Source organism: Umezawaea endophytica (genome assembly GCF_025061645.1).
Lineage (GTDB): Bacteria > Actinomycetota > Actinomycetes > Mycobacteriales > Pseudonocardiaceae > Umezawaea > Umezawaea endophytica.
Map to the genome: position 1 here is coordinate 45,406 of NZ_JANYMP010000016.1, position 11,132 is coordinate 56,537.

Sequence of the window (11,132 nt, forward strand, 5' to 3'; positions counted from 1 at the left end):
TCATCCCGTTACTTGGTGGCGGCAACTGGGTAATCGAGGTGGCCTTCGACGATGGCGGCGAGCACGAAGTCGACGATCTTGCCCATCGTGTCGTAGTCGGCGAGTCGAACTCCCCGAGCCAGCTCGGAAATGCCGTAGCGGGACGCGACGCGCGTCATCAACTCGATTTGCTTGACCGAGTCGACACCGAGTTCCGCCTCCAGCAGGACGTCGTCGGTGAAGACCTCTTCGGGGTATTCCAACGCCGTGGCGTAAACCGACCGAACCTCCACCAGCAGGTTCTCGCGGTCGATCTTCACGCTGGGCACGGCGGCCAGTTTGACCACCGGGGGCTCCTGCGGTTCCACCGGCAGCGGCACGAGTCGGATGGGCGCGGGCGGGGTGACCGGGTCGTGCCCGGACGTGAACGCGTCCAGCCGGTCGGCCACGAGGTCGGCGATCTCGCCGCGGTGCTCGGCCCAGAACGCGGCGAACACCGCGGGGTCGACACCGGGGGCCAGGGTCTCGCCGATGCGCCGCACCGACTCGCCCTTCAGCAGGCCCGCGGCGCGCAGCGCCGCGACCGCGCCGGTGAGCGCCAGCACCTCGTCCCGGCCGCGCGCGAGGGTCGACAGCGAGGTCGTGCCGTTGGGCACCACGGCCGTCACGAGCTTGCTCAACGTGGTCAGCGCGCCGACCTCCACGAACACCCGGCCGCCGTCGGCGTGCACCCGGCGCAGGCCGTCGGCGAACGCCACCGGCTGGACGAGGTGACCGGCCAGCAGGTCGGCCAGCACGTCCTCCTCGCTGTAGTAGCGGCGCAGGATCGGGGAGTAGACGCGCACGTCCATGCGGTGCCGGGGCAGTCCGCGGATGCGGTCGGCGAACTCGGCGACGGCCGGGCGCAGCACCGGCGAGTGGAACGGGAACGGCGAGTTGAGCCGCACCGAGCCGATGCCGAGGTGGCGGGCGACGACCTGGAGCGTGTCCATCCCGGACGCCGCCCCGCTGACCACGACCTGGCGGTCGTCGTTCTCCGCGGCGACGGCGACGAAGGGGTCACCGACGAGGTCCACGAGCAGTTGCGCGCGCGTGCGCGGGGTGCTCAGCGCGACCAGGTACCCGTCCGGCGAGACGGCTTCCACGGCCAGCACCCGGTGGGCGACGACGCGGGCGCCGTCCTCGATCGAGTACGCGCCCGCGGCGACGAGCGCCGCGATCTCGCCGAGGCTGTGGCCCATCAGGACGTCCGGCCGGAGGCCCTGCGCGGCCAGCACGAGGTGCGTCGCGACATCGCTCGCGTAGATCGCGAATTGAGACACCCACGCGTCGTCGCGGAGCAGATCGGTGATGTCCACCGGACGGGGACCGAACACGACGGGGGAAAGCGGGCGGCCGAACATCTCCTCGGCGACCCGGTCGACGGCGGTGAAGACCTGCGCGACCTCGGGATGTTCCCGGTGAGCCGCGCGGAGCAGCTCACCATCGAAAGCGCCCTGCCCAGGGAAGAGCAGGACCACTTTTCCTTCAGCCATCGACCTCTGCCCTTCGGATCGTGCACCACCCGGAACGCCGGGCTCATTGCCTAATGTGCGGTGAAAGCCGAACCAGGGCCGGCGCCGAAATGGTAGCAGCGCCACTTGGATTCTCAAGCCCCCTGGTCTCCCCCTAAGACAAATGCTATATATCAAAGGGACCCCTACGTGCCGAGCGGACCTCCGGACGTGCTGGTATTGCCCTCTTAGTCCTATAACAAGGTTACGAAAAAGAAGATTTATACTCTACGAAAGACGGGCCGTTCGAGGCGGCTGAATGCGACCCGGATCACCCCCGTGGAACAACGTCGCTGGACTCTTCGGAGCAAGGGGACAGCGCGGGCCACGAGCGCCACCGCCCTCGACAGCGGGTTTCCGGTCACCTAATGGAAACGTCACGATTCGCGAACAACCCGGCAGGCGGGTGCTTCCCCCGGAGTCGCGCGGGGCGGATCAGGTCGCTGTTCGCACACCGAACGACCAGTGGGAACCCCTTCGCTTCGGCAACGATCCGCGGGGTCGGGATGGATACGTCGACTGCCCGTTCCGGCCGCCACCCGGCGGGGTCCGAAACAACCCCCCGCGCACCCCTCGGGACGACGGGGACCGGAACAGGGGCGCCGATCCGGGTCACGAATCCGGCCAAAACAATTGACACCCCCGCGAAATGCACGGGATAGTGATGGTCAACAGCTTCCTGGAGGACCACATGACGGACACGCACGGATGGGGTACGGGTCTCCCCATCGACCACTCGAACCCCGACCGCCGTCCGTTGACGGTCGGGTGCCAGCTCCCCGGCCGAAGCGCAAGCAAGGCCCTGACCAGCGAAGGTTCCGCCTGCTGACGGCTTGACCGCCACCACGCGGAGCCGCCGTTCGCCCAACGCGAATCGAGCGGCTCTTTTCACTAACACCCGCGGAATCACATTCCGCCAATTCGTCGACCTCTTTTCCCGGAGGGTTGGCCGAGCGGCTCAAGGCACCGCCTTGCTAAGGCGGGATCGGTAACAACCGAACGCGGGTTCGAATCCCGCACCCTCCCCCGAGCCCTGGCGCCGCGTGTGATGACACGCGGCGCCAGGTCCGGAAGCGGAAGAGGGGTCACCTCCCCCGGCGACGGCGGGAGCGGCGGGCCGGCACGCGAACCGGACCCGCGCGAGGGCGATCAGGTCACCACCACCCACACCCGCACAGGCCCCGAGACGCGGGCCAGTGGACGTCGTCAGCCGTCGCGATCGGCCGCCGGCACTGGCACGGCGCGAGGCAGTGGACGCCGACGCCGGCCACGTCGTGGGGCCGGTGCTCACCGACCACCGCCGCGATCGACCGCCGGCACCGGCCGCATCACACGGCCAGCGCGCACCGACCACCGCCGTGATCGGTCACCTGCTCACGGCCCGCGTCCGGGTCGGCGGCATGTCGGGTTGGCGGGAGTCCGCGGGCAGGACGTCCACCCCACCCAGCGGCCACGTGCTGATCACGACGCGGACGGGGTTTGTTGCGGCTCGCAACATGGTCGCGCGGTCGTAAGCCGCAGGTCACGTGATGGTCTGGACCAACAGCGCCGGTACCCTTGACCCATGGACAACGGTGTGCGGGTGGGGGTGGTCGAGCCCGTCCCCGTCGACCTCGGGAAGCACCTGCTGGTGTACAAGTTCGCGATCGACGAGCTGATGACCAAGCTGCGCATTTTGAGCGAGGAGTTCGACTTCGTCCACCAGCACGACCCGATCGAGCACATCACCAACCGGATCAAGCGACCCGAAGCGATCATCGAGAAGCTCCGCCGCAAGGGGCTGCCCGCCGAGCCGTCGCTGATCGCCGAGCACCTGCACGACGTCGCGGGCGTCCGGGTCGTGTGCCCGTTCGTCTCGGACGTCTACCGGGTCGAGGCGATGCTGCGCCGCCAGCACGACGTCGAGATCCTGCGGTCCAAGGACTACATCGCGAACCCCAAGCCGAACGGGTACCGCAGCCTCCACCTGATCGTGCGGATCCCGGTGTTCCTGTCCAACCGGGTGGAGCACGTGAAGGTCGAGGTCCAGGTGCGGACCATCGCGATGGACTTCTGGGCGACCCTGGAGCACAAGCTGTTCTACAAGTTCGACGACCAGGCGCCGTCGGACTTCCTCGACGAGCTGACCAGCACCGCCCTCATCGCCGCCCAGCTCGACGACCGGATGGAGTCGCTGCACCAGCGCGTGCACGGCGACGGCTGACCTCCGGCGGAAATGCCCGCCCCTCTCCCGACATGTAGGGGACATGTCGACCCCTGCGGGGGAGAGAGGAGAAGCCCGCCCAGTGGACGAGGAACGAACAGCCCGCTTCGAAGCGGTGTACACCGCGACGTTCGCCCACCTCCTCGGGTACGCGCTGCGCCGGTGCGACTGCCAGGAGGACGCCGCGGACGTGGTGGCCGAGACGTTCGCCATCGCGTGGCGGCGGCTGGACTCCGTGCCGCCCGGCGACCAGACCAGGCTCTGGCTCTACGGCGTCGCCCGCAACGTGCTGGCCAACCAGCGCCGGGGCGCCGCCCGCCGCGCCGACCTGTCTGCCGCGCTGGCCGCCGAGGTCACCGGCTTCTACGAGCAGCCGTCCGAGGACGACGCCGTCCGGCGTGCCTTCCGGACCCTGCCCGCCGACGACCGGGAGTTGCTCTCGCTCGTCGCGTGGGAGGGCCTGGACCACGGCGAGATCGCCGTGCTGCTCCGGTGTTCCCGCAACGCCGTCCGCATCCGCCTGCACCGCGCCCGCAAGCGCTTGAACCGCGCGCTCGCGTCGACCGGAGCGGGCGAACCCGTGCTGATCAGGAGGATCCAGTGACCACACCGGAAGACCCGGTCGCCCGCCTGGCGCGGGTCGACGACACCGACCTGGCGGGCGCGGGTTCCACCGCCGCCGCCCGCTCCCTGCTGACCGCGATCGTGGCGGAACCGGTCGTCCCGCGCCGGTCCAGGACCCTTCGGCTGGTCGCGGCGGCGGGCCTGACCGTGGCGCTGGCCGCGGGTGCCGTGCTGCTCGGCGGGCCGGGCGGGGCGACGTCGTACGCCAGTTCCGCGATCGAGGTGCGGCTGGAGGGCGGCTACTTCGTCGCCCGGATCAAGGACCCGCTCGCCGAGTCGGCCGAGTTCGCCAAGGCGTTCCGGGCGGTCGGTCTGGACGCCGACATCACGCTGGTGCCGGTCTCGCCGAGGCTGGTGGGCGTGATGATCGAGGGCTGGGGCGGCGGGAGGGGGACCGTCCGGTCGTCGAGCGACGTGGAGGCCCCGCCGGGCGTGGACTGCGCGGTCCGGCCCGCCGACTGCACCCTGGTGCTGCGCATCTCCGAGGACAGCACCGGGGCCGTGCGGTACAAGATCGGCCGCGTCGCGGAGCCGGGAGAACCCTTGCAGGACCCGGACACGAGCTCCACCGAGCCGACGTCCACCGGCAACGCCTCCAGCGGGGGCACCGGGTGAGGGCCTCGTGGACGGGCGCGGCCGTGCTGCTCCTGCTGCTGGGCGCCGCACCCGCCGTCGCGGAGCAGCGGGCCGACGAGGTCCGGTCGCAGGCGTACCGGCACCTGGAGGTGGACGGGCAGCGGTACGACCTCACCGCCGGAGCGCGGTCGTACGACGTGCGCACGTCCGCCGCGGACGACGTGCGGGTCGAGTTCGTCCACCGCGACCGCGACGGGGCGGCCACCACCGCGGCCTTGACGCTGGTGCTGGGCGTCGACAACGACGTGTTCCGGCTGCTGGCGCCGGGCCCGGACGGCAGGGTGACCACGTCGCTGCCGAAGGGCCACTACCACGTCGACTCCATCGTGGACACTCCTCGTCCCGGCCGCGAGGTGCCCTCCACGAGCGTGCTGGTCACCCCGGACCTCGCCGTTTCGCAGGACCGCGAGGTGGTGGTGGACGCCGGTGTCGCCAAACCCGTGTCGGTCACCGTCCCCGATCCGCGGGCAGTCGGGCTCAGCGCGTCGGTCGCCTACCGCCGCCACCTCGGCCGCGGCCCGGCGGGGGTCGTCGTGGGCACGCCGGACGTCACCGCGCTGTACACCGCGCACACCGGACCGGCGGTGCCGGGCGACGGGTTCGCCGCGGTCGTGGGCGCGCGGTTCGCCCGACCGGGTCCGACCGGCGGCAGCACGGACAGCCCCGTCGTCTACGCGACCGGGTGGCGGCGCGACGGCACGTTCTTCACCGGCTTCCGGCACGCCGTGGCCGAGGGCGAACTGGCCGAGGTGCGCGCCGAGCACGACGCGGTCGCGCGGGGCAGGCGTGCGACGAAGACCACCGTCGTCGACCTGCCGCCGTTCCGGTTCGGCGGTGATCCGGTCGAGTACACGTCGACGCCGTTCACCCGCGTCGAGCGCTACGCGGGCGACACGGCGTGGGCGAACGTGCTGGAGGAGCACGGCCCCGAGGACCGCGCGAACCCGACCACCCAGACGGCGGCGCCCGTGGTCCACCGGCCGGGGCGGCGGTCGGTCGAGCGCTGGAACCGCCCACCTGCCCGGCCCGCCGCGCGGGTGGTCCGGCTCGACGACGTGCTCGTGGTCGAACCGGCGCTGCACGGCGACGACGCCGGTCACGAGGGCACGTCGGCGTACCGGCGCGCCCACCTGGAACTGTCCCGCGACGGGGTGCTGATCGGCGACTCCCCCGACCTCGGTCCGCGGTTCTTCGCCGTGCCACCGGAACCGGCGACGTACCGGCTCGCCGCGGAGGCGGAACGGGACTTCGCCGACCTGGCGCCGAGGACGTCCGCGATCTGGACGTTCACCTCGGCCGCCGGGTGGGTGGGCAGCCTGCCGTCGGTCCGCCACGAGGTGCGCGGACCCGTGCTGGTGGCGCACGTGCCCGCGCTCCGCTCGCTGGAGGTGGACGTGTCGCACGACGGCGGGCGGACGTGGCTGCCACTGGCGCTGACCGGCGCGGGAGACCGGCGCACGGCCGTGCTGCGGCACTCGACGGGACCGGTGTCGTTGCGCGCCAAGGCCTCCGACCGGAACGGCGGCACGGTGGAGCAGATCACGATCGACGCGTTCCGCCAGGGCTGATCGGCCGGTCGGCGCACCCGCCGGCGATCCGGTCGGGTGAAGCGGAACCGCGGAGGCGAGGGGGACGCCTCCGCGGTTCCGCCGGACCGGTGTCCGTCAGCGGCCCGGCCAGGAGTGGTACTCGCGCAGGCCGTACACGAGCGGGCCGTGCTCGTGGCGTTCGGAGACCGAGAAGACCTCGCCGAACACGACGACGTGGTCGCCGACGTGCTCGGTGCGGCTCACCCGGCAGTCCGCCATCGAGTGGGCGTCCTCGTGCAGGTGCGGGCCCGCCGCCGCGGGCGGCATCTCCCACGGGATCAGGTCGAAGCGGTCCGGGTCGCCCGAGGCGAACAGCTCGGCCACGGTCTGCGCGCGGCCGTGCAGGAAGTTCACCGTGAAGCTGGAGCTGTCCAGGATCGCTTCCAGGGTCGGGCTCCCGGAGCGCAGGCACACCAGCAGCGTGGGCGGGGACAGGGTCACGCTGCACACCGACGACACGGTCATGCCGCGCGGGGAGCCGTCGTCCCCGGTGGTGGTGACCACGGCGACGCCGGTGGGGAACCGCGCCATCAGTGACCGGAAGTCCGCCACGGGGAGCTCGGACAGCGCTTGGGCCGGTGATTGCGTCATTGCGTACCACCTTGCGGTTCCAGGACCGGCCGCGGCGCCGTGCGGCGGGCGCGCAGGTCGATGAGCGACAGCAGCGGCCCGGTGAGGCCGGTGGTGATCAGCGTCATGATCACGAGCGCCAGGAACAGGCCCGCCGACAGCAGTCCGGCGCTGTACCCCGCTTGCAGCACCACGATCTCCGTGAGGCCGCGGGTGTTCATCATGACGCCGATGGTGATCGAGTCGCGCCTGCTCTCGCCGCCCAGCCGGGCGCCGAGGTAGCTGCCGCCGACCTTGCCCGCGATGGCGAGCACGGTGGCCAGCACCGCGGCGACCCACGGCAGTTCGGCGGTGGGGGTGGAGAACAGGCCCATGCCCGCGACGACGAAGAAGACCGGGACGAACAGGCGTCCCAGCGACGCGACCGGTCGGGTGATCCCCTCCCAGAGGTGCGCGTCCTCGCCGTTCGGCATCGAGAGGCCGACGATGAACGCGCCGAACACGGCGGTGAGTCCCCAGTTCTCCATCTCGATCGCCAGTGCCAGCGCGACGACGGCCACGACCACGGACATCAGCCTCGGGAACCGCGCCGCGAGGGTGTTGGAAGTCCTGCCGCGCAACAGGACGCGGCCGAGGAGCGCGAGGGCGACACCGATCGCGAGTACGACGACCGAGCGGACCACCCCGCCCCAGCCGCCGGACGCGGTGCCGAGCGCGACGACGAGCAGCAGCCACGCGGTGGAGTCGGTGAACACGGCCGCGGCCATCGACAGCTTGCCGTTGCGGCCCGCCATCAGGTCCCGGTCCTCCAGGATGCGGGCCAGCACCGGCACGGCGGTCACGCTGAGCGCGACGGCGATCATGAGCACGAGCGAGAGCGCGGGGGCACCGCCGCGCAGCGCCTCGTCGTCCGACCACAGCACCCAGGCCGCGAAGACGAGCCCCGAGAGCAGCGCCGGGACGAACGAGCCGAGGGTCACCCAGCCGACGGTGCGGGACCCCAGGCTCCCGCTGCCCCGTCGCAGTTCGTGGGCCACGCCCACCAGGAACAGCACCAGGCCGATCTTGCCGATGTGCTTCAACACGTCGAGCACGTCGGGCGGCAGCAGTCCCGCCAACGCGCCGTGCCCGGCGACGGCGGCCACGGCGGGGACGATCAACAGCCCCGCCAGGATCTCGCCGATCACTTCCGGCTGGCGCACCGCGCGCGCCGCCGTCCTTCCCACCAGTGCCGCGGCAAGCACCACCGCCAGCACCGCGACCACGTGCACGCTCACGAGCACGCCGCCCATCAGACGTCCCCCCGACCCGCGTCGGCGCGTCGGGGGGTTGTCCTGACCATCGACAGCGCCCTGCTGCCGGAGAAGTTCTCGATCCGTCGTGTGGTCGTCCTCGGGTGGTCGAACATCTCACTCCCCAGTCTTCGGTCGAAACGTGTCGGACCTATTCGGCGGCGTGTCCCACGAGGTTGAAGAACACGTCGTCGAGCGTCGGGCGGCGCATGGCGAAGTCCGCGACCTCGATGCCCGCCTCCTTGAGCGCCACCGCGGCCGCGGCGATCCCGTCCATGCCATCGCGGAGCTGGAGCGCGATCACGCCCTTGACGGGGTCGGACGTCGGGTGGTCGACGGCGATCGGCGCGAGCACGCGCACCGCCGCCTCGACCGTGTTCGGCAGTGCCACCACGACTTCCAGCCACTCCTGGCCGACCTTGCGCTTGAGCTCGTCGGGGGTGCCGTCGGCGATGACCTTGCCGGAGTTGATGACCACGATCTGGTCGGCGAGGTAGTCGGCCTCCTCCAGGTACTGCGTGGTCAGCAGGACCGTGACGCCGTCGGACACCAGCCCGCGCACGGTCGTCCACAGCGACTGCCTGCTGGCCGGGTCGAGGCCGGTGGTCGGCTCGTCGAGGAACAGCACGGCCGGGTCCGCGATGAGGCAGCTCGCCAGGTCGAGCCTGCGCCGCATGCCACCGGAGTAGGTCTCCACCGGGCGGTCGGCCGCGGCGGTCAGGTCGAACCGCTCCAGCAGCTCGACGGCCCTGCGGCGGGCGCCCGCCCGGCCCAGGTGCAGCAGCGTGCCCAGCAGCACCAGGTTCTCGCGCCCGGTCAGCAGCTCGTCCACGGCGGCGTACTGGCCCGCGAGCCCGATCCGCCTGCGGACCTCGACGGGCTGCTTCACCACGTCGTAGCCGGCGACCAGCGCACGGCCGCCGTCGGGCTCCAGCAGCGTCGCGAGGACGCGCACGGCGGTCGTCTTCCCCGCGCCGTTCGGGCCGAGCAGCCCCAGCACCGAACCCTGGCGCACCGACAGGTCGATGCCGCCCAGCGCCTGGTGCTCGTCGTACCGCTTCGTCAGGCCTTCGACCTGGATCGCGACGTCCACGTGCACTCCTCGCTCACTCAACCGAACCGGGTCAGCCCGCGCGGGTGGCGGACTGGTCGCGGAGGCTCTTCGGACGCATGTCCGTCCAGTTCTCCTCGATGTAGGACAGGGCCGCTTCCCTGGTGCCCTCGCCGAGCGCCACGGTCCAGCCGGGGGGCACCGCGGCGAACGCGGGCCACACGCAGTGCTGGCCTTCGTCGTTGACCAGCACTAGGAACGACCCGTTCAGGTCGTCAAAGGGGTTCGTCACTTCGGCACTCCCGTTGGCTCGAAACTTCTTCCCCGGTGCCCCGCGGCCAATGCTGTCCGGGGGCGCTGACCGGGCACTGACGGATTCCTGATCCACCACCGCGCGCGCACCAGCGCACTACGGGACCAGTTCGACGGGCAAGGAGCTGTACCCGTAGACGAAGTTGGAGTAGAGCCGCGTCGGTTCGGCGGGCAGCCGGATGTCCGACACGGTGTCGCGCAAACAGCCCAGCACCGCTCCCACGTGCGCCCGGCCGAGGAAGGCGCCGAGGCAGAAGTGCGGGCCGAACCCGAAGGCCAGGTGCTTGTTCGGCGTGCGGGCCAGGTCGAACCTCTCCGCGCCGGGGAACACGGCCTCGTCGAAGTTCGCGGAGCTGTTCCACAGCGTCACGACGTCGCCCTCGCGGATCGTCGCGCCGCCGATCTCCACGTCGGCGACCGCGCGGCGGCCGAAGTGCATGGCGGGGGTCGTCCAGCGCAGCACCTCCTCGGTGGCGCTCTCGATGCTCACGTCGCCGTCCTTCAGCGCCCGCCACTGCTCGGGGTTCTCGGCGAGCGCCCGGATCGCGCCGATGGACGACATCCGGCTGGACTCGTCGGCGCCGAGGATGAGGCTGTAGCAGTTGAAGACGATCTCGTCGTCGGGCAGCGGCTTGCCCTCGACCAGCCCGGTGGCCAGCGCGGACACCACGTCGTCACCGGGGTTGCGGCGGCGCTGCTCAGCGAGGCTCCCGAAGTACATCAGGATCTCGTTGCGCGCCAGCCACTCCTCCATCTCGCCGTCTTCGGAGCTGTGCCGCGCGAGGGTCTTGTTGTTCCACTCCACGAGCTGCTGCCGGTCGGCCTGGGGCACGTCCATCAGGTCGCCGATGGTGTTGATGGGGATGTTGTCGGCGACGTCGGAGGCGAAGTCGAACTGACCTGTGCCGACGACACCCGCGAACAGGTCGCGGGTGCGCTGCCGGACCAGCTCGGCCACGTGGTCGAGCAGCCGGGGCGAGAACGACTTGAGCATCAGGTTCCGCACGGCCCGGTGGTGCGCGCCGTCGGTGACCGCCAGCATCTTGCCCGCGGCGGAGTCGTGGCCCTGCAAGAGGGTCGACAGCACGTTGCCGCGTTCGGAGGTGAAGTTCTTCGTGTCCTTGTACACCGAGACGACGTCCGCGTAGCGGGAGACGGCCCAGAAGCCGGGCACCCCGTTCTTCGGCTCGTTCCAGTGCATCGGGTTGCGGTCGCGGATCTCCCGCCACAGCCAGACCGGGTCGTGGTCCACGTAGGTCTGCGGGTCGGCCAGGTCGAGCGCCAGTGCGTCGACGGTCCGCTCGGGTGCGGTCATCTCTTCAG

10 protein-coding genes and 1 tRNA gene are annotated in these 11,132 nt (G+C 71.2%); 5 read left to right on the forward strand and 6 right to left on the reverse strand.

Going from position 1 to position 11,132, the window contains the following annotated elements:
- Positions 1–8: 8 nt before the first annotated feature.
- Positions 9–1,514, reverse strand: coding sequence for an acyltransferase domain-containing protein (locus tag NZH93_RS29410; RefSeq protein ID WP_259626486.1), 1,506 nt, complete (start codon positions 1,512–1,514; stop codon positions 9–11).
- Positions 1,515–2,471: 957 nt separating this feature from the next.
- On the opposite strand from NZH93_RS29410, the gene NZH93_RS29415 reads away from it, so the two are divergent.
- From NZH93_RS29415 to NZH93_RS29435, 5 genes are all read left to right on the forward strand, one after another.
- Positions 2,472–2,558: transfer RNA gene (locus NZH93_RS29415), tRNA-Ser, on the forward strand.
- Between the two features lie 538 nt (positions 2,559–3,096).
- On the forward strand, positions 3,097–3,735 hold the full coding sequence (locus NZH93_RS29420) for a GTP pyrophosphokinase (protein WP_259626487.1): 639 nt from the start codon (positions 3,097–3,099) through the stop codon (positions 3,733–3,735).
- An 82-nt stretch (positions 3,736–3,817) separates the two neighbouring features.
- Positions 3,818–4,339 (forward strand): RNA polymerase sigma factor, encoded by a 522-nt coding sequence (locus tag NZH93_RS29425; RefSeq protein WP_259626488.1) that lies wholly within the window; start codon positions 3,818–3,820, stop codon positions 4,337–4,339.
- Positions 4,336–4,974 carry a hypothetical protein gene (locus NZH93_RS29430; RefSeq protein WP_259626489.1) on the forward strand — a complete coding sequence of 213 codons (639 nt, stop codon included), beginning with the start codon at positions 4,336–4,338 and terminating at the stop codon, positions 4,972–4,974. The genes NZH93_RS29425 and NZH93_RS29430 overlap by 4 nt, the downstream gene beginning before the upstream one ends.
- Positions 4,971–6,563: a hypothetical protein gene (locus NZH93_RS29435; RefSeq protein WP_259626490.1), complete on the forward strand. Its 1,593-nt coding sequence runs from the start codon at positions 4,971–4,973 to the stop codon at positions 6,561–6,563. Before NZH93_RS29430 ends, NZH93_RS29435 begins: the two co-directional genes overlap by 4 nt.
- A 96-nt stretch (positions 6,564–6,659) precedes the next feature.
- On the opposite strand, the gene NZH93_RS29440 is transcribed toward NZH93_RS29435, so the two are convergent.
- The 5 genes from NZH93_RS29440 to NZH93_RS29460 all read right to left on the reverse strand — a co-directional run bounded on the left by NZH93_RS29440 (position 6,660) and on the right by NZH93_RS29460 (position 11,124).
- Complete coding sequence (locus tag NZH93_RS29440) at positions 6,660–7,175, reverse strand: flavin reductase family protein (protein WP_259626491.1); 516 nt, start codon at positions 7,173–7,175, stop codon at positions 6,660–6,662.
- Positions 7,172–8,446 carry a cation:proton antiporter gene (locus NZH93_RS29445; RefSeq protein WP_259626492.1) on the reverse strand — a complete coding sequence of 425 codons (1,275 nt, stop codon included), beginning with the start codon at positions 8,444–8,446 and terminating at the stop codon, positions 7,172–7,174. Before NZH93_RS29445 ends, NZH93_RS29440 begins: the two co-directional genes overlap by 4 nt.
- Positions 8,447–8,597: 151 nt before the next feature.
- Positions 8,598–9,539: an ATP-binding cassette domain-containing protein gene (locus NZH93_RS29450; protein WP_259626493.1), complete on the reverse strand. Its 942-nt coding sequence runs from the start codon at positions 9,537–9,539 to the stop codon at positions 8,598–8,600.
- A 31-nt stretch (positions 9,540–9,570) separates the two neighbouring features.
- Entirely contained in the window at positions 9,571–9,789 is a 219-nt protein-coding gene (locus NZH93_RS29455; RefSeq protein ID WP_259626494.1) for an MbtH family protein, read from the reverse strand.
- 117 nt (positions 9,790–9,906) lie between these two features.
- The gene (locus tag NZH93_RS29460) at positions 9,907–11,124 is read right to left on the reverse strand and encodes a cytochrome P450 (protein WP_259626495.1); all 1,218 of its coding nucleotides are present in this window, start codon (positions 11,122–11,124) and stop codon (positions 9,907–9,909) included.
- Positions 11,125–11,132: the final 8 nt, after the last annotated feature.

What these genes read in the sequence shown, in the direction of transcription:
- NZH93_RS29410 (WP_259626486.1), bottom strand. Translation starts at nt 1,514, where the DNA reads ATGGCTGAAGGAAAAGTGGTCCTGCTCTTCCCTGGGCAGGGCGCTTTC.
- NZH93_RS29420 (WP_259626487.1), top strand. Translation starts at nt 3,097, where the DNA reads ATGGACAACGGTGTGCGGGTGGGGGTGGTCGAGCCCGTCCCCGTCGAC.
- NZH93_RS29440 (WP_259626491.1), bottom strand. Translation starts at nt 7,175, where the DNA reads ATGACGCAATCACCGGCCCAAGCGCTGTCCGAGCTCCCCGTGGCGGAC.
- NZH93_RS29445 (WP_259626492.1), bottom strand. Translation starts at nt 8,446, where the DNA reads ATGGGCGGCGTGCTCGTGAGCGTGCACGTGGTCGCGGTGCTGGCGGTG.
- NZH93_RS29460 (WP_259626495.1), bottom strand. Translation starts at nt 11,124, where the DNA reads ATGACCGCACCCGAGCGGACCGTCGACGCACTGGCGCTCGACCTGGCC.